The organism is Methylobacterium marchantiae, from assembly GCF_042679825.1.
GTDB classification, from domain to species: Bacteria; Pseudomonadota; Alphaproteobacteria; order Rhizobiales; family Beijerinckiaceae; genus Methylobacterium; species Methylobacterium marchantiae.
Window position 1 is genome coordinate 1 of sequence record NZ_JBHTND010000046.1, and the last position, 24023, is coordinate 24023.

Annotated in this window: 25 protein-coding genes; 14 read left to right on the forward strand and 11 right to left on the reverse strand. The window is 64.0% G+C overall.

Annotation, left to right across the window (positions count from 1 at the left end):
* Positions 1-410 (forward strand): methyl-accepting chemotaxis protein (locus tag ACFQ4G_RS20595; protein ID WP_379040978.1); only part of this gene is annotated, 410 nt, incomplete at its 5' end.
* A 156-nt stretch (positions 411-566) separates the two neighbouring features.
* On the opposite strand, the gene ACFQ4G_RS20600 is transcribed toward ACFQ4G_RS20595, so the two are convergent.
* Positions 567-1193 (reverse strand): 2-hydroxychromene-2-carboxylate isomerase, encoded by a 627-nt coding sequence (locus tag ACFQ4G_RS20600; RefSeq protein WP_238202595.1) that lies wholly within the window; start codon positions 1191-1193, stop codon positions 567-569.
* A gap of 193 nt (positions 1194-1386) precedes the next feature.
* Between ACFQ4G_RS20600 and ACFQ4G_RS20605 the strand changes: the two genes are divergently transcribed.
* Positions 1387-2628 carry an argininosuccinate synthase gene (locus ACFQ4G_RS20605; protein WP_238202598.1) on the forward strand — a complete coding sequence of 414 codons (1242 nt, stop codon included), beginning with the start codon at positions 1387-1389 and terminating at the stop codon, positions 2626-2628.
* A 51-nt stretch (positions 2629-2679) separates the two neighbouring features.
* Here the strand turns inward: ACFQ4G_RS20605 and ACFQ4G_RS20610 are convergent, their stop codons facing one another.
* Both ACFQ4G_RS20610 and mtgA read right to left on the reverse strand, forming a co-directional pair.
* Entirely contained in the window at positions 2680-3249 is a 570-nt protein-coding gene (locus ACFQ4G_RS20610; RefSeq protein ID WP_238202600.1) for a hypothetical protein, read from the reverse strand.
* Between the two features lie 94 nt (positions 3250-3343).
* Complete coding sequence (mtgA, locus tag ACFQ4G_RS20615; RefSeq protein WP_238202602.1) at positions 3344-4006, reverse strand: monofunctional biosynthetic peptidoglycan transglycosylase; 663 nt, start codon at positions 4004-4006, stop codon at positions 3344-3346.
* Positions 4007-4200: 194 nt separating this feature from the next.
* Here mtgA and ACFQ4G_RS20620 point away from each other — a divergent pair, with 194 nt between their 5' ends.
* Positions 4201-5160: a polyprenyl synthetase family protein gene (locus ACFQ4G_RS20620; protein ID WP_238202604.1), complete on the forward strand. Its 960-nt coding sequence runs from the start codon at positions 4201-4203 to the stop codon at positions 5158-5160.
* A gap of 299 nt (positions 5161-5459) precedes the next feature.
* Here ACFQ4G_RS20620 and ACFQ4G_RS20625 read toward each other — a convergent pair whose 3' ends face one another.
* The 4 genes from ACFQ4G_RS20625 to ACFQ4G_RS20640 all read right to left on the reverse strand — a co-directional run bounded on the left by ACFQ4G_RS20625 (position 5460) and on the right by ACFQ4G_RS20640 (position 9039).
* Positions 5460-5813, reverse strand: a complete 354-nt coding sequence (locus tag ACFQ4G_RS20625; protein WP_238202607.1) for a response regulator — start codon at positions 5811-5813, stop codon at positions 5460-5462.
* Between the two features lie 53 nt (positions 5814-5866).
* Complete coding sequence (locus tag ACFQ4G_RS20630; protein WP_238202609.1) at positions 5867-6916, reverse strand: sensor histidine kinase; 1050 nt, start codon at positions 6914-6916, stop codon at positions 5867-5869.
* A complete protein-coding gene (locus tag ACFQ4G_RS20635) occupies positions 6913-8349 on the reverse strand; it encodes an ATPase domain-containing protein (protein ID WP_238202611.1) in 1437 nt (478 codons plus the stop codon). The genes ACFQ4G_RS20630 and ACFQ4G_RS20635 overlap by 4 nt, the downstream gene beginning before the upstream one ends.
* Before the next feature lie 516 nt (positions 8350-8865).
* Positions 8866-9039 (reverse strand): hypothetical protein, encoded by a 174-nt coding sequence (locus tag ACFQ4G_RS20640; protein ID WP_379040983.1) that lies wholly within the window; start codon positions 9037-9039, stop codon positions 8866-8868.
* Here ACFQ4G_RS20640 and ACFQ4G_RS20645 point away from each other — a divergent pair.
* Positions 9038-10522 carry a SulP family inorganic anion transporter gene (locus ACFQ4G_RS20645; protein ID WP_238202613.1) on the forward strand — a complete coding sequence of 495 codons (1485 nt, stop codon included), beginning with the start codon at positions 9038-9040 and terminating at the stop codon, positions 10520-10522. The two genes, ACFQ4G_RS20640 and ACFQ4G_RS20645, sit on opposite strands and share 2 nt — an antisense overlap.
* A gap of 97 nt (positions 10523-10619) precedes the next feature.
* Entirely contained in the window at positions 10620-11729 is a 1110-nt protein-coding gene (gene leuB / locus ACFQ4G_RS20650; protein ID WP_238202616.1) for a 3-isopropylmalate dehydrogenase, read from the forward strand.
* A gap of 79 nt (positions 11730-11808) precedes the next feature.
* Here the strand turns inward: leuB and ACFQ4G_RS20655 are convergent, their stop codons facing one another.
* The 4 genes from ACFQ4G_RS20655 to ACFQ4G_RS20670 all read right to left on the reverse strand — a co-directional run bounded on the left by ACFQ4G_RS20655 (position 11809) and on the right by ACFQ4G_RS20670 (position 14777).
* Positions 11809-12213, reverse strand: coding sequence for a hypothetical protein (locus ACFQ4G_RS20655; RefSeq protein WP_238202618.1), 405 nt, complete (start codon positions 12211-12213; stop codon positions 11809-11811).
* A gap of 101 nt (positions 12214-12314) precedes the next feature.
* The gene (locus tag ACFQ4G_RS20660; protein ID WP_238202620.1) at positions 12315-13148 is read right to left on the reverse strand and encodes a hypothetical protein; all 834 of its coding nucleotides are present in this window, start codon (positions 13146-13148) and stop codon (positions 12315-12317) included.
* Between the two features lie 418 nt (positions 13149-13566).
* Positions 13567-13920 carry a hypothetical protein gene (locus tag ACFQ4G_RS20665; RefSeq protein WP_238202622.1) on the reverse strand — a complete coding sequence of 118 codons (354 nt, stop codon included), beginning with the start codon at positions 13918-13920 and terminating at the stop codon, positions 13567-13569.
* Positions 13917-14777, reverse strand: coding sequence for a hypothetical protein (locus tag ACFQ4G_RS20670; protein WP_238202624.1), 861 nt, complete (start codon positions 14775-14777; stop codon positions 13917-13919). The genes ACFQ4G_RS20665 and ACFQ4G_RS20670 overlap by 4 nt, the downstream gene beginning before the upstream one ends.
* 479 nt (positions 14778-15256) lie before the next feature.
* Between ACFQ4G_RS20670 and ACFQ4G_RS20675 the strand changes: the two genes are divergently transcribed.
* From ACFQ4G_RS20675 to ACFQ4G_RS20715, 9 genes are all read left to right on the forward strand, one after another.
* Entirely contained in the window at positions 15257-16291 is a 1035-nt protein-coding gene (locus ACFQ4G_RS20675) for an aspartate-semialdehyde dehydrogenase (RefSeq protein ID WP_238202632.1), read from the forward strand.
* A 178-nt stretch (positions 16292-16469) separates the two neighbouring features.
* Positions 16470-17585 (forward strand): hypothetical protein, encoded by a 1116-nt coding sequence (locus ACFQ4G_RS20680; RefSeq protein WP_238202634.1) that lies wholly within the window; start codon positions 16470-16472, stop codon positions 17583-17585.
* A gap of 5 nt (positions 17586-17590) precedes the next feature.
* The gene (locus tag ACFQ4G_RS20685; protein WP_379040987.1) at positions 17591-18289 is read left to right on the forward strand and encodes a hypothetical protein; all 699 of its coding nucleotides are present in this window, start codon (positions 17591-17593) and stop codon (positions 18287-18289) included.
* A gap of 269 nt (positions 18290-18558) precedes the next feature.
* Positions 18559-19707: a GSCFA domain-containing protein gene (locus ACFQ4G_RS20690; protein ID WP_238202638.1), complete on the forward strand. Its 1149-nt coding sequence runs from the start codon at positions 18559-18561 to the stop codon at positions 19705-19707.
* A 120-nt stretch (positions 19708-19827) separates the two neighbouring features.
* Positions 19828-20010, forward strand: a complete 183-nt coding sequence (locus tag ACFQ4G_RS20695) for a hypothetical protein (RefSeq protein ID WP_238202640.1) — start codon at positions 19828-19830, stop codon at positions 20008-20010.
* 198 nt (positions 20011-20208) lie between these two features.
* The gene (gene rimP, locus ACFQ4G_RS20700; protein WP_238202642.1) at positions 20209-21051 is read left to right on the forward strand and encodes a ribosome maturation factor RimP; all 843 of its coding nucleotides are present in this window, start codon (positions 20209-20211) and stop codon (positions 21049-21051) included.
* A gap of 75 nt (positions 21052-21126) precedes the next feature.
* On the forward strand, positions 21127-22728 hold the full coding sequence (nusA, locus tag ACFQ4G_RS20705; RefSeq protein ID WP_238202644.1) for a transcription termination factor NusA: 1602 nt from the start codon (positions 21127-21129) through the stop codon (positions 22726-22728).
* A gap of 222 nt (positions 22729-22950) precedes the next feature.
* Positions 22951-23769: an RNA-binding protein gene (locus ACFQ4G_RS20710; protein ID WP_238202646.1), complete on the forward strand. Its 819-nt coding sequence runs from the start codon at positions 22951-22953 to the stop codon at positions 23767-23769.
* A partial coding sequence (locus ACFQ4G_RS20715) for a translation initiation factor IF-2 associated domain-containing protein (RefSeq protein ID WP_379040990.1) occupies positions 23770-24023 on the forward strand: 254 nt, incomplete at its 3' end.

The following is a 24023-nucleotide window of genomic DNA, read 5'->3' on the forward strand; positions in this document are numbered from 1 at the left end:
AGACCAACCTGCTGGCGCTGAACGCCACCATCGAGGCGGCGCGGGCCGGCGAGGCGGGGCGGGGCTTCGCCGTGGTCGCCACCGAGGTCAAGGCGCTCGCCGCCCAGACCTCGAAGGCCACCGAGCAGATCAGCACCCAGATCCTCTCGACCCAGCAGGCGACCCAGCAGGCGGTGGGCGCGATCTCCTCGATCCAGAGCACGATCATGACCCTCAACGAGGTCGCCAGCGCCATCTCGGCCGCCGTGGAGGAGCAGAGCGCGGTCACCCGCGAGATGTCCTCCAGCATGCAGACCGCCTCCAACGGCGTTTCCCTCATCACCGGAAGCCTCGATGAGATCGCCCGATCCACCGAGGAGGTCGACACCGCAACCCAGAAGGTCAGAATCGCGTCGCAGGCCGCAGCCTGAGGATTGCGGAGTTCCGGAAGCCGGTCATTTCCATTGAAGAAGACGGCGGCAACCCTCACAGGGTGCGGCCGTCTTCTCGTCATACCGACCATGGTCTTCAGCGCGGAGGAGCCTGGGCGGCGGGAATCCACCAAGCATCTTGCTCTATCGGGGTGCCTATCTCATAGCTCCTGGTCGGTCGCCGATCGCCCAGGCCAGAGCCTGTTCCAGTCGATCGTTCCCCCAGAACAATTCGCCGTCTCCGGTCAGAAACGTCGGAGCGCCGAAGATACCGCGGGACCGCGCTTCCTCGCCATTCACGCGGAGGCGGCCCTTATTGCCCTCGGATGCCGCAGCCTTGAGGATCACCGTTCCGTCGAGGCCGAGCGCGTTGAGGATCTGAACCACGGCCTGAGGTTCGGCGATGGACTCTCCCTTCGAAAACTCGGTCTCGTAGACCGCTTTGGAGAATGGAACGAGCCAGTCGTAATCCATCCCGTACGTGGCTGCACGAGTCGCGCTGAGGCTGTTCTGCGGAAACGGATCAGGTCGCTTCAACGCGGGCAGGCCTTGCCTCGCCGCTTCTCGCTCCACGTCCCGCCACATATTGCGTCCCTTTGCGGGAAAAAGATTGAATGGGGAGGAATTCCAACCCTGGCTGGCAAAGATTGGCCCGATCAGGAACGGTCGCCATCGCACTTCGACACCGGCGGCCTCAGCCATCCCGTCGATCCGCATGGCCGTCAGGTACGAGTAGGTGGAAGCGAACTCGTACCAGAATTCGAGGGTCGGCCGTCGCGGCATTCGTCGAATCTCCGGTGTGGGGTTAGAATACGCAGCTTCTGACGTTCCGGCCCAAGCGACAACGTGAAGCGCTCACGCCGTCGTGGACAGCGCCGCCGAACATGGTGGCAACGTCTCCTGCGGCACGGCGGTTGCACGACGCGGCTCTCCGCTGATAAGTCGCCACCACTCCATGAGAACCGAAGCGAGACCGATGCCAGACGCGAATCCGAAGCCCGTCAACAAGGTCGTGCTCGCCTATTCGGGTGGCCTGGACACCTCGATCATCCTGAAATGGTTGCAGACCACTTATGGCTGCGAGGTCATCACCTTCACGGCCGATCTCGGCCAAGGTGAGGAGTTGGAGCCCGCGCGCAAGAAGGCAGAACTTCTCGGCATCAAGCCAGAGAATATCTTCATCGAAGACCTGCGAGAGGAATTCGTCCGGGACTACGTCTTCCCGATGTTTCGTGCCAATGCGGTCTACGAGGGCGTCTATCTGCTCGGCACCTCGATCGCCCGCCCGCTCATCGCGAAGAAGCAGATTGAGATTGCCGAGCGCCTCGGCGCCGACGCCGTCTGTCACGGCGCCACCGGGAAAGGCAACGATCAGGTCCGGTTCGAGCTCGGCTATTATGCCCTGAAGCCCGACGTGACCGTGATAGCGCCTTGGCGGGAATGGGATCTCAAGAGCCGCGAGCAGCTCATCGCCTTCGCAGAACAGCACCAGATCCCGATCTCGAAGGACAAGCGCGGCGAAAGCCCGTTCTCCGTCGATGCAAACCTCCTGCACGCTTCCTCGGAAGGCAAAGTCCTGGAGGATCCCGCCGATGAGGTGCCGGATTACGTCTACTCGCGCACTCTTTCGCCGGAAGAAGCGCCTGACACCCCGACGATCATCACCATCGGCTTCGAGAAGGGCGATGCGATCTCCATAGACGGCGAAGCACTATCACCGGCCTCGTTGCTGGCGAGGCTCAATCGGCTCGGACACGACAATGGGATCGGCCGTCTCGATCTGGTAGAAAATCGCTTCGTCGGCATGAAGAGCCGCGGCATGTATGAGACGCCGGGAGGCACCATCCTGCTTCCCGCCCACCGCGCCATCGAGTCGATCACGCTGGATCGCGGCGCGGCCCATCTTAAGGACCAGATCATGCCGCAATATGCGGAGCTGATCTATAACGGCTTCTGGTTCTCGCCGGAACGGGAGATGCTCCAGGCGCTCATCGACAAGAGCCAGGAGATGGTCACCGGCGAGGTGCGGCTGAAGCTCTACAAGGGCGGCATCCACGTCATCGGCCGCAGCAGCCCGAACTCGCTCTACGACCAGGACCTCGTCACCTTCGAGGAGGGCGCCGTGGCCTACGACCACCGCGACGCGGCGGGCTTCATCAAGCTCAACGCCCTGCGCCTGCGAACGCTCGCCCAGCGCAAGAAGAAGCTCGGCGCATAGGCTTCAGAGGACCACACCTCCCCCGTCGCGGGGGAGGGAATCGAATGGCGCTCAGACGGCGGCCCAACGGTCGCCTCTCTTGGCGAACGGCCCCGGCCCCAGATCGGCGTAGCGCAGGAATATCTGCAGGGCCGGCTGCATCTCGTGATGCACGGCCGGGATATCGGTCCCCGCTCCGTAGGGCGCGTCCGTATCGAAGGCCGGCACGTCTCGGGCTTGGTCCCAGACGATGCTGAGCTTCGGCACCAGCGCCACGTGCTCCGCCGTCACGTCGAACGTGACGTGCTCGGGCGTCTCCCCCGTCGCCTCGTCGCGAAAGACGTCGCCGACATCGTCCGAGGAGAGCTTGGCCAGGGTGTTGTGATAGGCGTAGCGCCCCGGCTTCAGCACCGCGTTGTGAATGAACACCGCGAGCGCGTCGCCGAGCGCCCGGTGCTCCTCGTCGGCCCCGTCATCATCGCCGGTGACGTTGAAGATGTCGCCGTCCCGGTCGGTGCTGCCGTAGGGCGCATCGGGGTGGACGATGGGCGCGCCGCGTCCCGCCGCGTTCCAGGCCACAACCATCCGGCGGATCAGGGCGATGCGCTCGAGGGTGAGGTCGAAGGTCGTCGTGCCGCCCATGTCGTGTCCGTTCTGGCCCTGTCCGGTTCCGATATCCGGTCGGAATGTGAACGGCTCTATGGCACGAGTCGGAGCGGGTCTCCACGCCGGAACGTCAGCGCAGGCAGCCCATGAGGCCGCCGACCCCGTTCATGCGGGCCTGTATCCGGGCGGAGACGGCCCGGACGCCGCGGGACGGCAGAGCGGGATTGCGCTGGATCGGATTCGGCAGGACAGCGGCGAGCAGACTCGCCTCGCTGCGGTTCAGCGCCCGCGCGCTCTTGCCGAACCAGCGCTGCGAAGCCGCCTCGGCGCCGTAGACCCCCTCCCCCCATTCAGCGACGTTGAGATAGATCTCCATCATCCGCCGCTTGCCCCACAGGGTATCGGCGAAGACGGCCAGCGGAATCTCCAGTCCTTTGCGAAGAAACGAGCGTCCCGGCCAGAGAAACACGTTCTTCACCGTCTGCATCGAGATCGTCGACGCCCCGCGGCTGGGCCCTTCGTCGTCGTCGACGACCTCGCGAAGCGCTCCCCAATCGACGCCGTTGTGCAGGCAGAACCTCTGGTCTTCCGAGGCGATGACCGCCTGGATCAGGAGCGGCGAGATCGCCTCGAGGGGGACGGACTGCCGGTCGACGGGTTTCAGCGTCAACCATCGCGCCAGCATCAGGGTTGAGGGCGGGGTCAGCGCACTATAGACGAGCCCGAGAACGAGGATCGGGGCCAGCACCATGACGGGGAGCAGCATGACGAGGTTGACGACCCGCCTCGCCATACCGGATTGCCGGCCCCTTCGAACCGGATTGAGGGGCCGTTCGGTGCCGGATTGCCGGCCCCTTCGACCCGGATTGAGAGGCCGTTCGGTGCCGGATTGCGGTCCACTTCCGTCTTCCGCTTCGTCGCCCCGATCCTGACTTCGCCCCACCCGCACCACGACGCGCCCACCCCTCGACCAAGGCCCTTCTTACGATGACCTCAACGCAAGCATCCCACGCTTCGGTCAAGGCGGACGCATCTGAGGCGTTTTCCCACAAGCTTTCGAGCGTGGCCGACGCCGTCGAGGCCTTCCTGGCCGAGCGCCTCGGCCCCGAGACCCAGACGGGCGAGATCACCCGCCCCTCCCGCCTGATGGAGGCGATGCGCCATGCGGTGCTCGGCGGCGGCAAGCGCCTGCGCCCGTTCCTGGCGGTGGAGACGGCGCGGATGCTCGGCGGACCCGAGGCCGGGGCCCTCGCCGCCGGGTCGGCGATCGAGCTCGTTCACTGCTATTCCCTGGTCCATGACGACATGCCGGCCATGGACGACGACGACATGCGCCGCGGCAAGCCCACCGTCCACAAGGCCTATGACGAGGCTACCGCCATCCTCGTGGGCGACGCGCTGCAGACCCTGGCCTTCGAGATCCTGGCCGATGCCGCCTGGCAGCCGGACCCGTCGATCCGGGCCGACCTCGTGCTGGGCCTCGCCAAGGCCTCGGGCCTCGGCGGCATGGTCGGCGGCCAGCTCCTCGACCTCGGCGCGGAGGGCCGCTTCGGCACCGTCTCCCTCGACGTCGAGGACACGCTCCAGCTCCAGGCCATGAAGACCGGCGCGATCCTGGCCTTCTCGGTGGATGCGGGTGCCCTCGTGGGCGGCGCGACCCCGGACCAGCGCGCCGCCCTGTGGCGCTACGGCCTCGCCCTGGGACAGGCCTTCCAGATCGCCGACGACATCCTCGACCGCGAGGCCTCGCCGGAAGCCATGGGCAAGGCCACCGGCAAGGACAAGGAGGCCGGCAAGGCGACCCTCGTCGACCGTCTCGGCATCGAAGGCGCCCGCGCCGAATGCGACCACCTCGTGGGCGTCTGCGAGGACGCCGTCTCCGCCTGGGGCGACAAGGCCCGGACGCTGCGCGAGGCGGCGCGGTTCACGGTGGCGCGCAAGGTCTGATCCCATCCCATCCGCGGGACTGGCGGTAGACACCTGACGTCGGATACCCGCCCCGAAGGACCGGGTCGGGCGGGTTCGCGACGGTCTGCCCGCGAGCGGCCGGACCGTCGAACCTCACCTTCGTCCACGGCTTGCGCCGATCGAACGTCCCAATGCCGGGTCTCGGCGAGCCCGGCGGACGACCTCCGCCGCGCGGTCACATCGACGATGGACAACCTCGAGGGTCCGGAGAACCACCGAAGACGTGACCCCGATGCCTGTCGGGAAAGGCCGTTCCGGATTCAAAAACCGGCACGTCTCTAACGCGAAACGGACGAGAACAGTGCGATCTTTCTCGCGAAATCAGGCTGGGTGATCGGCTTGCTAATGATTCCGAGCGAAACACCACAATATTCTTCTGCAATTTTTTCTTGTCCGGTGACGAAAATTATTGGAACACCCTGCTCCGAGAGCCATACGGCCGCAATCGGACCAGTACGCCCATCGGCAAGATCGATATCGATCAGGGCGGCATCGAAATCCATGCCAGTAAAATTCTCTTTTAGATCGGCGAAACTCTCGAAGGCCCCGGCAAAGACGTGGCCTAAATCCTCGATCAGTTGCTCAATGTGAAATACGATTAGCGGATTGTCTTCGAGGCACAAAATGCGCATTTGTTTCGCCGAATGATGGACCTGGATTGTCTAGCTGCCAACGCGAGTTGGCTCTATGGGTTTCCATTCACTCGCGATAAGGGGCCGCGCGCCTCGCATCGGAGGCCTTCGGGATGGAAGGCAATGACGGGCTTCTGCCCGAACATCCCCGTCAAAGCGGCCCGCAAATAGCGCGTCCCATAGCCGGCATGCGCCGGATCCTCGACGGCCGGCCCGTCGCGCTCACACCAGCTGATCGAGAACTCGCGCGGTTCTTCGTCCGAAACCCGCCATTCGAAACGCACGCGCCCTTCCGGCTTCGACAGCGCGCCGTACTTGATCGCGTTGGTCGTCAATTCGTGGAGACAGAGCGCGAGCGTCGTTCCGGCCTCGCGGTGCAGCATCACCGCGGGCCCGGACGACGAGATCCGATCCTCGCCCGTCAGCCGATAGGGACCGAAGGTGAGATCGGCGACTTCCTGGACCGTCACGTTTTCGCCGACGGCATGGAAAACGGCGGAATGCACGTTGGCCAGAGCGCCGAGCCGCCCTCTGAAATCTTCGGCGAACTCCTCCAGCGAGGTTGCCCCGCGATGGGTCATCGCAAAGATCGATGTGACGCTGGCGAGGATGTTCTTGACGCGGTGATTCAGTTCGCGCCGCAACTCGACTTCGCGCGCGATGTGATCGCGGACGTCGCGTTGCCGAAGGCGGGCCAGCAAGGCGGATTGTACTCCGCTGACCAATTCCACGGGGGTCACCGGCCGCTGGTAGAAGAGGTGGCGCGCCCGCGGCCATATCCGGCTCAATTCGGCGCGGACGCGGATGTTGGGGGAGGCCCGATCGAGCAGCACCACGATGGGGATTTCCGACCAGGCCGGCTGCGACCGGACATGACTGGCGACGGCTTCCAGAACGTGTGGCGTGAGCGCTTCATGGGTGGCGACCAGGACTCCTGGCAACGTCGCGAGCCGATCGGCGAGGTCGTCGATGCCGGTGGAGATCTCTACGCGGATATCGTGCTCTTCCAGCAGACGGCCGAGGAAGGTGGCGTCCTTGCGATAGGGTGCGAGGACCAGCACGTGATCCAGCGCAGAGAGATCGTCCGGATCCGGAGCGGTCACGCTTCCGGCAACGGATTGTAGGGCACGACCGTGACTCCGGAGCTCTTGATGAAGAGCTCATGGACATCGAGGTCGTGCGGCCCATGCCGCTTCTTCACGACGGTGATGTTGCGCCGGAGCCGCCCGTCATGCTCGGTGATGCGAAGCAGCAGGACCGTGTCGCCGAGGAAGCTCACGTCGACATCGATGCCGACGTTCTGGCCCAGGAGGCCATGCTGGGCGACGATCAGCATCGTCAGAACGCCGGCCCGGGCGAGATACTTGAGCAGCGCCTGGATGTCTCGGACGGCCTTCTCGCGATGAGGAAGGGAGTTCAGGTAGCCGGTGAAGCTGTCGATCACCACGACCCGGCTGTTGTCCTCGGTGACGATGTTCTGGACGATCTGCGCGAATTCGCCCGGCGATATCTCGTGCGGGTTGAAATCGCGGATGATCAGCTGACCGGCCTCGTAGAACTCGCGCAGGTTCATGCCGAGGCCTTCGGAGCGGCGGAAGAAGGTTTCCAATCGCTCCTCGAACAGGAACAACGCCACGCTCTCGCCCCGCTTCAACGCGGCCGTCGAGTACAACGAGGCCATCGTGGATTTGCCGGTACCGGACTGTCCGATCACCAGGGTCGTCGTTCCCGATTCCTGGCCTCCGCCGAACATCTCGTCGAGCGTGTCGACGCCGGATTTTATGAGTTCCGGTGCAGAGGCTTCGGTAGCGGCTCCCGGTACGATGCGGGGGAATACGACGACCCCATGCCCCTCGCGAATGGCCATGTCATGGTACCCGTCCGCGATCGGGACGCCGCGCATCTTGCTGACTTCGATCCGCCGACGAACGGCGCCGTACTCTTCGAGGGACTTGTCGAACCGGATCACGCCGTGAGCGATACCCTCGACCTCCTCCCCGTTGACGCCTTCACCGTTCCGCGTGTCGAGGAGCAGGGCGACCACGTTGCGCTTGGCCAGGAAGGCCTTGAAGCCGATCAACTCGCGCCGGAACCGTGGTGTGTCCCCCGTGAGCAGCCTGATCTCCAGCAGCGAGTCGTAGACGAGACGGCTGGGTTTGTGCTCTTCGATCGCCTGTTCGATCGCCTGTCGCGTTTCGTCCAGGCGCAGCTCCGCGGTCTGGAAGATCGTCTGGTCCGCGGCACCGTTGACCGCGTCCGAGACGGACAGTTCTTCCACTCGAATGCCGTCGAGATCCCAGCCATGCGACACGGCGATCGATCTGAGCTCCGCGGCGGTCTGCGAAAGACTGACGTAGATGCAGCGCTCGCCCGCCGCGACGCCGGCCAGGAGGAACTGGAGAGCGGCAGTCGTCTTCCCCGCGCCAGGGGCACCCTGCAACATGTAGAGGTTTGAGGGCGGCAGTCCGCCGCGCAGGATCTCGTCCAACCCATCGACGCCGGTCGGGACCGGCTTGGGTGTCTTGAAGTGTGCCACTGTCATCTCCTGGCCGCTGCTCACGAACGGCGCCGAGCCCAGCTACGTCCGCGTTCTCGACGGCTCCCCCCCAAAACGCAAGCAATCCGGAGACGACACCATCGAGTCCTGGCCTCGGGGTCGACCTGGGTGCATGACGGCAGCGCCGAAAAGGATCGAAAGTCCTCACCTTCATGATGGGGCGCGGGTTTCAAAGGCGTATCGCTCGACGCCGGCGGATGCACCCGCGCTTGTCGACAGGCGGAAGTCCGGTTCCGGAGATCCCGATCGGTGGGGTGAACGGCCCAGCCGGATCGAAGCCGGACCCGGAGCATGGGGACCGTCCGGCAGATTTGGAACACGAGACTGTTCGGTCAGCAAAATCTCTTCCGTGTGAGGAGTTACGCCGGCGACGAAACATCCACACGTCATGACCGCATGACGCCCCAGGGCATCGTGCGGACCGGCGGCAACGCGGCCGCGAATCCTGCGCCCACCCATTCCGTCGCCATGTTGCATCGCGGCGGGTCCGTGCTATCAGGCGTCCATGCATCTCAAGCGGTTCATCGATTTTCTCGGCCTGACACCGCCGTAGGCGTCCGTCGACCGAATCGTGTTCCGTCCGTGCCCGGCGAGCGCCCGCGCGCCCGGCCTCCAGATGCCTGTCCCTGCCGACGCGTCGCGCGCGGGGTCGTCGAAAGTCTCATCCATGAACCGTCAGCACCTCCGGAGCGAGTGGGCTCCCGACGTCACGCGTGAACTCCTGGCCGGAACGGTGGTCGCCCTGGCGCTGATCCCCGAGGCCATCGCCTTCTCGATCATCGCCGGCGTCGATCCCAAGGTCGGGCTCTACGCCTCCTTCTGCATCGCGGTCATCTCGGCCTTCGCCGGCGGGCGGCCGGCGATGATCTCGGCCGCCACCGGCGCCATGGCCCTCGTCATGGTCACCCTCGTGAAGGAGCACGGGATCGGCTACCTGTTCGCCGCGACGATCCTCACCGGTCTCCTGCAGATCGTCGCCAGCCTGATGCGGCTCGGCAACCTGATGCGCTTCGTCTCGCGCTCGGTGGTCACCGGCTTCGTCAACGCCTTGGCGATCCTGATCTTCCTGGCGCAGATGCCGGAGCTGATCGGGCGCGGGCCGGTCGTCTACGCGATGACCGCCATCGGCCTCGCGATGATCTACGGCCTGCCCTACCTGACGAGGGCCGTCCCCTCCCCCCTCGTCACCATCCTGGTCCTCACCGGCGTCGCCATGTGGTTCGGCTTCGACATCCGCACCGTGGGCGACATGGGCGCCCTGCCGAGCGAGTTGCCGGTCTTCGCCCTGCCCCAGGTGCCGCTCACCCTGGAGACCCTGCGGATCATCCTGCCCTACGCCCTCACTTTGGCGATGGTCGGCCTGCTCGAGAGCATGATGACGGCGGCCATCCTCGACGAGATGACCGACACCACGTCCGACAAGAACCGCGAATGCGCCGGCCAGGGCCTCGCCAACGTCACCTCCGGTCTGTTCGGCGGCATGGCGGGCTGCGCCATGATCGGCCAGTCGGTGATCAACGTCTCGTCCGGCGGGCGCGGCCGGCTCTCGACCCTCTGGGCCGGCGCCTTCCTGCTGTTCCTCATCGTGGTGCTCGGCCCCTACGTAGCCCGCATCCCCATGGCGGCCCTGGTGGCGGTGATGATCATGGTCTCGATCAACACCTTCCAGTGGACCTCCCTCCGCACCCTGCTCACGCACCCGAAGAGCTCCAGCGCGGTGATGCTGGGCACGGTGGCGGTCGTCGTCACCACCCACGACCTCGCCAAGGGCGTGCTGTTCGGGGTGATCCTCTCGGGCCTGTTCTTCGCCCACAAGGTGACGCGGTTCTTCCGCGTGTCCTCGGTGCGGGACGAGGCCAGCGGCATCCGCACCTACCGGGTGGGCGGGCAGATCTTCTTCGCCACGGCGGAAGCCTTCCACTCGGCTTTCGATTTCCGCGAGGACGACCTCACGGGCGTGACCATCGATCTCGCCGCCTCGCATTTCTGGGACATCACCAGCATCAACGCCCTCGACCGGGTGGTGCTGAAGTTCCGGCACCACGGCATCCCCGTGGAGATCGCGGGCATGAACGAGGCGACCGCGACCCTGGTCGACCGGGTCGGCACGCATCAGAAGCCGGGCGCGGTGCTGGCCGGGTCGGGTCACTGACCGACGGGATGGCCGGCTTCGCGCGGGAACGCTTGCCAAGCGCCCGAGCCCCTCGCTACAGCCGCCCGACGCATCACCCCTGGCCGCGAGTGCTTCCATGACCGCCTACAAGCTCCTCCTCCTCCCCGGCGACGGCATCGGCCCGGAGGTGATGGCCCAGGTGAAGACCGTGATCGGCGCGCTGGCCGAGACCGGCCTCGCCACGTTCGAGACCGAGACCGACCTCGTCGGCGGGTCGTCCATCGACGCCCACGGCGTGCCTCTTACCGATGCGGCCCTGGCCCGGGCGGACGCGGCCGACGCGGTCCTGCTCGGGGCGGTGGGCGGCCCGAAATGGTCCGGTGTCGCCTACGACATCCGGCCCGAGGCGGGGCTCCTGCGCCTGCGCAAGGATCTCGGTCTGTTCGCCAATCTCCGCCCGGCGATCTGCTACCCGGCGCTGGCCGACGCCTCCGCCCTCAAGCGCGAGCTCGTCGAGGGCCTCGACATCATGATCGTGCGCGAGCTCACCGGCGGCGTCTATTTCGGCGAGCCGAAGGAGATCACCACCCTGCCCGACGGCACCAAGCGCGCCGTCGACACCCAGGTCTACACCACCGGCGAGATCGAGCGGATCGCCCATGTCGCCTTCGATCTCGCGCGCAAGCGCTCGGGCCGCGTCGCCTCGGCCGAGAAGCACAACGTGATGAAGTCCGGCGTGCTGTGGAAGGAGGTCGTCACCCAGGTCCATGCCGAGCATTACAGCGATCTCGCGCTGGAACACGTGCTCGCGGACAATTGCGCCATGCAGCTGGTGCGGCGGCCCAAGCAATACGACGTGCTCGTCACCGACAACCTGTTCGGCGACGTGCTCTCCGACGTGGCGGCGATGCTCACCGGGTCGCTCGGCATGCTGCCCTCGGCCTCCCTCGGCGCGGTGGACGACAAGGGCAGCCGCAAGGCGCTTTACGAGCCCGTCCACGGATCGGCCCCGGACATCGCCGGCCAGGACCTCGCCAATCCGCTCGCCATGATCGGCTCGCTGGCCATGGCGCTCCGCTACTCGTTCGGCCTCGGCGAGGCGGCCGATCTCCTCGACGGCGCCATCACCGATGCGCTCGCGGCCGGCGCCCGCACCAAGGACATCGCCGGAGAGGGCGTGAACCCGCTCGGCACGGCGGGGATGGGCGAGGCCGTGGTGGCGGCTCTGCGGTCGCGGGTCCGCTGAGCCTCCGAAACACGGCAATGAAAAAGGCGCCGACCCGGCCGGGTCGGCGCCTTTCTCGTTTTCCGCCGGAAAGCGGAGATCAGTAGGGGTTGCCGTAGCGCGACACGTAGGAGGTCGGGTCGATGGCGTCCACGGCCGAGAAGTCGACGTTATGGATCGCACTCGACCGGGCGCCGACGAACGGGCCGTTGGTGATCGGATCGGGCAGGATGCCGCCGCCGAAGCGATCGTTGCGGCCGTAGGGCGGCGAGTTCAGGTAGCTCGCGGTGATGAAGTGCGGGTTGGTGGCCGGGTTGCTGATCGAGCCGTTATTCGCCTCGACGACGTTGCCGGCATCGAGCCAGCTGCGCGGACGGATGCGGATCGGCAGCGGCTGGCTGACGCGGATGCCGGGGGCGTAACGGCCCTGTGCCTCGGCGGCGGTGTTGGCGCCGACGGCGACGAGGGTGAGTGCGCCCATCAGGGCAATGGTGGCGGTGCGCATGACGGACCTTCGTTGAACCTGTAAGAGGGTAGGCTTGGTTTCCTTAAGAAACTCGGCCATTCATGGTGAGATGACGTGCCAGCGGCGCGCTTGTTCCAAGCTTATTGCTTCGCTTGGGTGTTCTGCCGCACTTTCGCCTGATTATGTCGGAGTGGGCGTTTCGAGATCGAACCGGTCTCGGCGGCCGGTTCACGCCTGGGTGCATCGGCGACGGCCGAGGCACAGCCTTTCACCCGCCTGTCCTCGAACGCGCGATACGCAGCTTCGAGGTCCGGGGAAGCTTGGCCGTTGAGGACGATCTTGTCCAGCGCGCAGGCGATGGCGCGCGGCTCGGGCGGCTGGCTCAGGGGCGCGCAGAGCCAGCCGTCGAAACGCGGCGTCAGCGGCGCGAGCCCGGCCTGCGCGGCATTGGAGAAACCCGTGCAGATCCGCGTAACCGGGCCGCTCAGCGTGGCCTCCAGGGTCTCCACCGGACCGAACTTCGTGGCGATCGTGCCGCGCTCGCCGGTCCTCACCACCGCGAGACCCTGTCCGTCGGCGGCGCGGCGGGCGATGGTGACGAAGAGGCTCGCGGGAGGAGCCGGGCCATCGGCCAGGGTGATCCGCAGATAGGGCGCCTCGCTGGCATCGAAGCGGCCCTGCGAGAGTGCATCCTCGCGCCGGCCGGTGGCCGGGTCGATGCGCGCGGGCTCGATCCTCGTGGGGTCGAGGGCGTCCGGATCGTCGAGGCGGTAGCGCGGCGCCGAGGCCGCCACGGGGAGAGCCGCGCGGACGGTGATGGCGGCGGAGGGCACGAACGGCCGGGCATTCGCATCGGCCATGGTAGCGACGGCGATTCCGGATATCGGATCGCGCGCCGTCGGCTCGCCACCGGCGAAGCGTCCGGCAGCCCCGAGACACAGCATCGCCGCGAGGCACGGCACGATCAGCCGCATCGCCCCTGTCCTGCGAAGGCGGCGCGCCCGCGGCTGTGGCCGATCGTCGATCTCGTCCTGAACGTCGATGCGATGCATGAAACCCTGACACCGAAACCCGAACCCACGGGTCCGCTCCGGGTGACCATGGTGCCGAGGATGCGCAGATCGGGTTTCCCGCCGGGCCGCGGGCGCAGGTTTCGGGATACGCGGTGAATCAATCCTTGCCGGCCGGCCTGTCCCTCACGGCCGGTTTGTGCTGCAGCGAAGGGCTCGCGTGCGGCGCAACCCTCGACAGCCGCAATGACGGGGCGCCTTGCTCCGCCGGCTGTCGAAGCTCCGGTCGTCGAACATTTGGTCCAAGCGGTGCGATCCAGCGAGTCCACCAGATACTTCATCAAAGCTGAGAACCAACTAAAATAAACAAACCATCCTATTTTTATGTAAAGTTCACGTTCAAGAATATTTTCTTTATTATCTCACCTGCCCAGCCGTATTTTTCGTGAAACACCTTAGCAGATTCGGCCAGCGAACCCCACTTAAACGGCTTGTTTTCTTTGAAAGATGCTTGTAGTTCAGATAGATCTGACTTGAGCAAGTCAATTTCTTGCTTTTCTTGAGGACTTTGCACAATACGATTATTTAGATCTTTCAATACCTGAATAAAGGCTTCATCATTTATATTTCTTTCAGGATTATCTTTGGATCCGATATGAGTATAGCTTCCTTGAACGATCGTATCAAATCCGACATTTTTACCGCCCGTCACATTGATTTGAATTCCTTTGTTCATTTCTTTCCTCCGCCAACAGAGTTAGTTATATTGGTCATTGCACCCTGAACTACGTTGCCCATGTTAACGTGACCACCACTAATAGTAATATTCATAAGCTGCAACTTCTGCGCACGCAGCATGCTCGTATCGATGCTATTCATGTCTAGTTCATTAATCAATGAATCGAACACGACTTCATGCATACTTCTGATTTGTGTTTCAATATCAAAGTCGTTGTAAGTTGATGAATAAATAGTCCTTAGTTTTGATACGATATCATAATCTTTGCGGATAAACTGGAGAAGCCAAAACCATATCGTAAAAGGAGCGTATGCAATGAAGTTGAACCGCTTATTACGATCGACGAAGCCGCCGGCAAGAGCCCACCATTGAATAGATTGCATATGCCCGAATTCAGCATATCGGAGCAATAGCGTCACTTTGGTTCCTCGCTGGGTCCCTCCTGCGCTCGCTATTTTGAAGGTTCTACTTTCATTTTGACGCAAATCTCTATCTACATCGGTAATTATTATTTTGTGAAATCTTGAAATTGGCGTCTTCGAAGATAAATCATCCTCAACGCGCTTCATAATAGCATTCTCTAGACTTATATTGCACTGAAAAACATGAGTAAAATTACCATAAGAAACCCCAAAATAACGAAATGGATAAGCTTTCTTAAAATCTGTTGAGTTTTGAGCTACAGAATTCAGCTCCTTTTCACTTATGAAATATGCCAGAATCCAAATAAATATTGTAGGTATTATTGCAATTCCGATTGTATATATAAATAAAATAATGTAGATAAATAATGCAATTATTATAAACCTAATTCTCAGTCGGTTCGAAACATCTGCGGAATCAAAAATATCCATGATCTGCCTCATAAATGCAATCTATGATAGAATATTTTTGATATTATTAAAGTCAATCGATTCTCTAAAAATTGTTGCGAAAATTTTGCCAACGTCGGCATGGTCGTTTGTCAGGCTCCGCTAAGTGCGGCGGCACATCAATCTTATAAAAATTCGAAGCCACCCCCTAAAGTCACGCCGCGGGTCGTAGGTCGTCGCTCCATTCGGTCAAAGCAGAGCACCTGAGACTTGACAGCGGCCAGAGCTAGGGGTCTTGCTCCCGCCCTTGAGTTCATCCTTGCGATCGTCATCCTCTTGGATAGCTGGAGTGTGATGCGGGTTGCAGTTGTGAGACCTGCTGCCCCCTGACAGCCGCCTCTTTGCAATCGGGAGCGGAGCTTGAGCTGGACGGATCCTAAAACTGGACGCTCGACGAAGCACGCTGCAACGGATACGCGGGGCTTCCTCTCCGAGTGATCCCACGAAGCGGAGTTGGAGAGATGGGTTACAAGGTCGCCGTCGTCGGTGCGACGGGCAATGTCGGACGCGAGATGCTGGACATTCTGTCGGAGCGGGCCTTCCCCGCCGACGAGGTCGTGGCGATCGCCTCGCGCCGCAGCGCCGGACAGGAAGTCTCCTTCGGCGACAAGATCCTGAAGGTGAAGGCGCTCGACACCTACGACTTCTCCGACACCGACATCTGCCTGATGTCCGCCGGCGGCGAGACCTCGAAGGAATGGTCGCCGCGCATCGGCCAGACCGGCTGCGTCGTCATCGATAATTCCTCGGCCTTCCGCTACCATCCGGACGTGCCGCTGATCGTGCCGGAAGTGAATCCGGAGGCGATCACCGGCTTCTCGAAGATGAACATCATCGCCAACCCGAACTGCTCCACGGCGCAGCTCGTGGTCGCGCTGAAGCCCCTGCACGACGTCGCCAAGATCACCCGCGTGGTGGTGGCGACCTATCAGTCGGTCTCGGGCGCCGGCAAGGAGGCCATGGACGAGCTGTTCCAGCAGACCCGCTCGGTCTTCACCGCCGGTCAGATGACCATGGAGAAGTTCCCCAAGCGCATCGCCTTCAACGTCATCCCGCAGATCGACGTGTTCCTCGACGACGGCTCCACCAAGGAAGAGTGGAAGATGGTCGCCGAAACCAAGAAGATGCTCGATCCCAAGATCAAGCTGACGGCGACCTGCGTTCGCGTGCCGGTGTTCATCGGCCATGCCGAGGCGGTGAATGTCGAGTTCGAGCACCCGATCTCGCCCGAGGAGGCCACGGCCCTCCTGCGCTCGGCGCCGGGCATCCTCGTGGTCGATAAGCGCGAGCCCGGCGGCTACATGACCCCGCACGAGGCGGCCGGCGAGGACGCGACCTACGTCTCGCGCATCCGCGCCGATTCGACGGTCGATAACGGCCTCTCGTTCTGGTGCGTCGCCGACAACCTGCGCAAGGGCGCGGCGCTGAACACGGTCCAGATCGCCGAGATGCTGATCAACCGCAAGCTCCTGAAGGAGCGGCCCGCGGCGGCCTGAGCCCCGTCTTCGGTCCTCGGACCGAAGCCTCTCTCGACCGGCCATCACCATCGACGCCGTCCCGTTCACGGGGCGGCGTTTTTTCATGAGCCATCTCGATGGCGATACAGGACGATATGCATCGGCATTGAAAATTGTCCTATCGTGTGATAGTCGGAATAAGAACGAAACATGAACATTGGTGATCGCGATGCGGGACGCTTCCGAACGCGGACATGAAGCCGAAATCCTCCGCCGTCAGCTCGCCCTCCTGGCGACGGAGACGAAACTGATCCGCCTCCGGCAGAGCTTGGCCCGGAAATACGACCCGGCCCAGCCCCGTGCGCCGGCCGGCCAGAGCGACGGCGGGCGGTGGGTGGGTCCTGGAGGCGGCGGTGGAGATGGTCTGATCGATCGCCTGCCGCGCGGGCAGGCACGTTGGGCATCGCTTCAAGGAGGGACCGCTCAAGGTTCATCGACGCCGGAAGAGACCACGACGGAAGACGGCGCGCGCATCCTATCCCTGCGCATCCACTCGGGACGCGGCGAATGGGACGACCAGCACGCCGTCGTCACACCGGACGGCGAGAGCCGGATTTTCGAGAACTCGGGCGAAACTCAGACGATCCGCGACGGGGCTTCGGGAGAGGTCCTCTCCAGCGGTACGTTCGCGTCGCCCGAACCACAAGCCGAAGCCACCGTACAGCAGGTCTTCCTGCCGGCGGCTCCGTTCGTCGTGGCACCGGCCGTAGCGGCAACGCTGGAGGCGGCGGCACTTCTCTTCACCTATCTCGAGGCTCGCAAGCCAGGATTCGGCAAGGCGCCGGGCAGGACGGCGCTGCGCTACGATTTCGATCCAGATCCAGATCCAGAGAAAAAACTTCCCCTCATCTGGGTTGGTCAGATCGATCAGGCGAGACTCGACCAAGCCTGTCCGCGCAATGCCGAGGTTCAGGCAGTGACAGACGAGGCGACGAAGCGGCTGACGGCACTGAACCCTCTTCTGACGAGGCAACAACTCGGCACCATGATCCATGTCGACGTCGCAAAAACGTTTACATTTAAAAACTATCCCGATGTGCGCGTAGAACTTTCGATAAGCAGTGCAGGAGAAGCCGTCAAATACGGAAAAAAAGATTCGGTACGTCTCGATCTCTATGAACTTTCGCCGAACCAGACGGTCTGCGTCTACGATTATAAGACCGGCAATGAAGGGCTGGAGCCCGCCAGGGCTCTATTACTAGCTAGAATTGCAAAAATGCACTATCCTCAGGCAAGAGGCATGGTAATAATCCAAGTGAGACCGATAAAATGACGACCATGAAGCAGGTAAAAGGTCTTGCGCAGCCTCTTCTCGAAAGAAATCCCGATCTCGCCGCCGCCGGCAGGAATTCATTCTGGATTCTGCCTATCGGGCCCATCGGACGACTGATCCACGTCGATCGGACGAGCAATCCCGCCTATTGCGTCGCAGGTTGGCACTTGGTCGAGTCCTTCAGGCCCGAAGTCGATTCATGGTCCTCACTCGGGCGCTGCAACCAACGTATCGCACGTTCCAAGGGTTTCGAGGGAGGCCAGGGCTGGTTCTGGTCCGATCCGACGATTTACGACGATTTCGTCACCCGCATCGAAGCGGATGCCCTGGCGATCCTTCGTCCGCTGGACACGACGCGAAAGTGTCTCGAATTCGCCCGCACCCGCCCCGCCACGATTGGACATCTCGGTCCGCAATGGCACCTCATCACCTGCATCGTGCTCGGCGAACTCGATGAAGCTCGGGAGATCTGGGCCGGCATAGGCCGCTATTACCGCAAAGGCACGATGACGGAGGATCCGTCCTGGCAGATCATGTACGATCGATACTGCCTCGTCGGCGATCCGCTCATGGCCGATGATCGGGCCGCCCTCGCCGGGCTGCTGCATCGCTGGGAAGCGGAGAACATCGTCGGAAGTCCTCTCGAACCTTATTGGAGATCGGAACTGTTTCCTCTGGAGGAGGATGCAGGGCGCGCCCCGTAGCGGATGTCGATTACGCCGAAAGCCCCTTCCGCGCGATTGCAGGATGACACCGAGGCGTGCCGATCCTCCCCGATGCCCTGGTCCGACAAGCCTAGCCGAGTAATTCTGGTGACACCGCGAAGCGATGCTACACCAATGAATATGGTCGAAACTTATCGTAACTTCGATGTGCCTATAGTGAGCGAAGACCCGATGCCGGTGCCGTTCGCGAATCCGGACAGAGATGTGCAGCAGCCACACTGCCAGCCCCGATCCAGGACGACCGACGGATGACGACGACCATCGAGGGTGTGCGGGACGGGGCGGTCATCACCACCTGCGGGTCGTTCTTTCGCGGTCCGGCGCCGCAATGGTACCCGACCGACGAATCGCTGCAGACGCCCGACGTCGTCGGGGACTATCTCGCGAGGGGCTGGATGCCGAAGGCGGCGTTCGTCACCAAGGAGACGCCGATCGTCGCCTTCGGCTCCTGCTTCGCCTCGAATGTCAGCAACTACCTCGCCAAGCGCGGCTATTCCGTCATCTCGCACGGCGATTCCTCGGGCGATGGCACTGCCTACGTCACGAAGATGGGCGACGGCATGGTCCATACCCATGCCATCCTCCAGCAGTTCCGCTGGGCCTGGAAGAACGAACAGCCCAAGGTCGCCCTCTGGCACGGCTACAAGGCGGAGCGCTTCGGCTACGACGAGGAGGCGCGCCTCGCGACGAAGGCCCTGTTCGACCGGGCGGACCTGTTCATCATCACCCTCGGCCTCAGCGAGGTCTGGTACGACGAGGTGACGGGAGAGGTCTTCTGGCGCGCGCCGCCGCGCGAGGTGTTCGACGCGTCACGCCACAAGTTCCGGCTCTCGCGCTCGGACGAGACCAAGCGCAACCTCGCCGAGATCTGGGCGCTCGTCCGGGCGTTTCGGCCGGACGCCAAGGTCGTCCTGACGATCTCGCCGATCCCGCTCGCCGCGACCTTCCGGGACGTCGGCTGCATCTCGGCCAATGCCGTCTCGAAGGCAATCCTGCGCGGTGCCGTGGACGAGTTCTACGAGGAGACGGAGGGCAAGGGCAGCAATCTGTTCTACTTCCCGAGCTACGACATGGTGATGTACGGATTCGACAACCAGTGGACCGCCGATCGTCGGCATGTCTACAGCCATGTGCTCGACTTCAACATGAAGGTCTTCGAGCATTATTACTGCGTGCCGGGCCTGTCGAAGGCACGGCTCGACGCGTCCTACCGCAGGGCGCGGTTGCTCGACCGGTCGATCGGCCGCGACGGTCACGCCGCCGTGGCGAAGATGAGCCCGGAGCTCCAGGCCGCGCAACTGGCCGAGCGGCGGCGCGCGGTCGCCCGCCGCAAGCGGTCGCCGAAATACCTCGCGGCCCTGCTGGTGAACAGGATCAGGCGCCGCTTCAAGTTCTGAACCGTTACTCAGTGTCAGCCCGTGAAGCGGCCACGGTTTCCGGGGAGAAACAAACCCCACATCATGGCGCAACAATCGGATGCGAACCGTGGGCCCGTTCTCGGCCCAAGGATCGCTGCCATGATCGACGCAATGCAGGCCTCGAACCTCGCGCAGACCCGTTCGCGCAGGCTCCTGGCACTCGGCGAGACCGTGTTCCTCGCGACCCTGGCGGGATGTCTGACGGTCCTGGCGATCGGCCTCGCGGCGGATCTGGCCGAGCCCTTGTCTCGGCCCGCCTTCCCGCGACTCGCGTCGCGCTGAATACTTCCGGGTCGCCGAGCTTCGGGCTGCAAAACCGCTTGAAATATCCGCGCGACGAAGCTAACGATACCTCATCAGTTCTGGTTGCAGTCATGAGGCTGCGGTTCGGGAGTGGGCCCCACCGGGTCCGCTCTTTTTTATTGCCGCGACGCCTCTGCGCCAGGACGCCTCCCGCACGGCCGGAACGTCAAGCGCAGCATGGTGGATAAACCCGAGAAACGTCTGATCACCGAGACCGGCGTCGCCGCACGCGTGGTCCAGGTCATCGAGGCTTCGATCGAAGGGCTCGGCTACCGCGTGGTCCGCGTGCGGGTGTCGAATGCCAATGGCTGCACGGTGCAGATCATGGCCGAACGGCCGGACGGCACCATGACGGTGGACGATTGCGAGACGGTGAGCCGGGCGATCTCGCCCCTGCTCGATCTCGACGACCCGGTGGGCAAGGCCTATTACCTCGAAATCTCGTCGCCCGGCATCGACCGGCCGCTGGTGCGGGCCATCGATTTCGAGCGCTGGGCCGGCTACGAGGCCAAGATCGAGCTGGCGATCCCCCTCGACGGCCGCAAGAAGTTCCGCGGCACCATCGGCGCACCGAACCCGGACGGGCTCACGGTGCCGATCGACCTGCCCGACGTGAAGGAAGGCCTGCCGAGCCGGATCGACCTGCCCCTGCGCGACCTCGGCGACGCCTATCTCGTCCTCACCGACGAGCTCGTGCGCGAATCCCTGCGCCGCGGTGGTCCGCCCCAGGACGACGATGGTGACGAGTTCGAGGGCGACGAGGATTCGGACGACGAGGCGGAGGCCGTGACGGTCGAGAACGCACCCGCCGAGAAAACGGCCTCCGCCAAGAAGGCGACTTCTGCCAAGCCGCCGAAAATCCAGGGCCCGAAGCCCCGGTCGGGGAAGCTCAAGGCCTCCCAGATCAAGGGCGCCAAGCCGAAGGTCGAGAAGCCGGAAACCGCCGAGAGCAAGGCGAACAAGGCCAAGCCCGTCCGGACCAAGGCGGTCCGGGTCAAGGAATCCGGCAGCCTCCACTGAATTTCGCGTTCCGGCCGCACGCGATCGCGACCGGAGCCAGCACCCTCGCCAGACGAACAAGAAGGACGAAATCCGATGGCCGTCGTCAGCGCCAACAGGCTCGAACTCCTCCAGATCGCCGATGCGGTCGCCCGTGAGAAGGTGATCGACCGTTCCATCGTCATCGACGCCATGGAAGAGGCCATCGCCAAGGCCGCCCGCTCCCGCTACGGCGCCGAGACGGACGTCCATGCCGAGATCGACCCCAAGACCGGCGCGCTCCGCCTGTCCCGCCACCTCGTGGTGGTGGACGAGGTCGAGAACGACGCCCGCGAGGTCACCCTCGATCAGGCGCGCCGCTACAATCCGGGCGCGCTCGTCGGCGACGTGATCTCCGACACCCTGCCGCCCTTCGATTTCGGCCGCGTCGCCGCCCAGTCGGCCAAGCAGGTCATCGTCCAGAAGGTGCGCGACGCCGAGCGCGACCGTCAGTTCGACGAGTACAAGGACCGCATCGGCGAGATCGTCAACGGCCTCGTCAAGCGCGTGGAATACGGCAACGTCATCGTCGATCTCGGCCGTGGCGAGGGCATCGTGCGCCGCGACGAGATGATCCCGCGCGAGACCTTCCGCCCCGGCGACCGCATCCGCTCCTACCTGTTCGACGTGCGCCGGGAAGTGCGCGGCCCGCAGATCTTCCTCTCGCGCTCGCATCCGCAATTCATGGCCAAGCTCTTCGGCCAGGAAGTGCCGGAGATCTACGACGGCATCGTCGAGGTGAAGGCCGTGGCCCGCGATCCGGGCTCGCGCGCCAAGATCGCCGTGATCTCGCGTGACGGCTCGATCGATCCCGTCGGCGCCTGCGTCGGCATGCGCGGCTCCCGCGTCCAGGCGGTGGTCGGCGAGCTGCAGGGCGAGAAGGTCGACATCATCCCGTGGTCGGAAGACCAGGCGACCTTCATCGTCAACGCGCTCCAGCCCGCCGAGGTGGTGAAGGTGGTGCTCGACGAGGAGGCCGACCGCATCGAGGTCGTCGTCCCCGACGATCAGCTCTCGCTGGCCATCGGCCGCCGCGGACAGAACGTGCGCCTCGCCTCGCAGCTCACCGGCTGGGACATCGACATCCTCACCGAGGCCGAGGAATCCGAGCGGCGCCAGAAGGAATTCGCCGAGCGCACCGCGGTCTTCATGGAAGCCCTCGACGTCGACGAGACCGTGGGCCAGCTCCTCGCGGCGGAAGGTTTCCGCAACGTCGAGGAGATCGCCTATGTCGAGCCCGGCGAACTCGCCAACATCCAGGGCCTCGACGAGGAGAGCGGCACCGAGATCCAGGCACGCGCCCAGGACCACCTCGCCCGCGTCGAATCGGAATTCGATGCCAAGCGCCAGGAGCTCGGCGTCGGCGACGACCTGCGCGAGATCGACGGCGTGACCACGCCGATGCTGGTGGCCTTCGGCGAGAACGACGTGAAGTCGATCGAGGACCTCGCCGGCTGCGCCACCGACGATCTCGTCGGCTATACCGAGGGTCGCGGCCCCGAGGCGACGAAGCATGCCGGCTACCTCGACGGGTTCGAGATCTCCCGCGCCGAGGCAGAGGCCATGATCATGGCGGCGCGCGTCAAGGCCGGCTGGATCGAGGCACCGGCCGAGGCCGACCCGGCGGAGCCGGCCGACGGCGAGACCGAAGCGGTCTGAGCAGCCCGGTCTCTCTCTACGCTCCGGTCCCATCCCGAGGCGGGCTCGCCTCGGTGAGTCTCCCAGGGAAGGCTCCGGGGGACCTCAGGGCCGACTGAAGGGCTCTTTCGAGGCCTTCGCTCCGTCCCGGCCCCTCGGGAGGAGGTTGCCCATGCGAGGCAAAGTGATCGGATCGCGAATTGTCGCGGTCCATTCGACGATCAACAGGGATCCGACCGCCGCATGACGGGCGAATACGCAAACGCAACGGGTGACGACCCCGAGCCGGAGCCGAGCACGCTGCTCGATCCCGGCCTCGGGCGCGGTCGCCGCAATGCGATGCGCACATGCCTCGTCAGCCGAATTCCGCAGAATCCCGACGGGATGATTCGCTTCGTCCTGTCGCCGGACGGCGAGGTGGTGACGGACCTGAAGGCGAAACTGCCGGGACGCGGTGCCTGGCTCACCGCCGATCGGGTCACGATCGAGACGGCCTTGAAGAAGCGGCTGTTCCAGCGGGCCTTCAAGACCAAGGACGCAGCGGCACCGACCGACCTCGCCGACCGCGTCGCAGCGACCTTGCGCGACGATCTCCGCCAGTCCCTGTCGCTCGCCAACAAGGCGGGATGCCTGGTGGCGGGCTTCGCCAAGGTGGAATCGGCGATCGGTGAGAAGACCGGCGTCGCCGCCGTGATCCAGGCCTCCGACGGCAGCGCGGATGGCAGGCGGAAGATCGCCGCGGCATTGCACCGGAGGCATGGCGATGCCATATCCCGTGTCCCGATCATCGATGATTTGTCCAATGAAGAATTGGACATGGCCTTGGGTCGGGATCATGTGATACATGCGGCGCTCGTCGCAGGAGTCGGGAGTACCGGCTGCCTTGCGCGCTGGCGTCGGCTACGCTCTTTCGAGGGCAAGGCTACGACGGCCGGGGAGGCCGGTTCTGCCCGCACAGGGCGAATCGCTTCGACTCTGCAGGACGACGACGAGACGGATTTACCCGGCGCACAGCAGTTTGCCGGTTCACGGGACGATGGAAACCCTCAGGGTTTGGACTGAATGAGCGATACGAACAATCCGGGCGACAAGACGCAGGCACGACCCCCCTCGAAGCCGCTGTCCTTGAAGCGCCCGATCGAGCAGGGAACGGTGCGTCAGAGCTTCTCCCATGGCCGCTCCAAGCAGGTCGTGGTCGAGACTGTGAAGCGGCGCGTCATCGGGGCGGCACCGGCCGCACCCGTGCGCGAGACGCAGCCGGTCGCACCGGCATCGCGTGTGGCGCCTCCCGCCCCCGCGGCTCCGCGCCCCGCCCA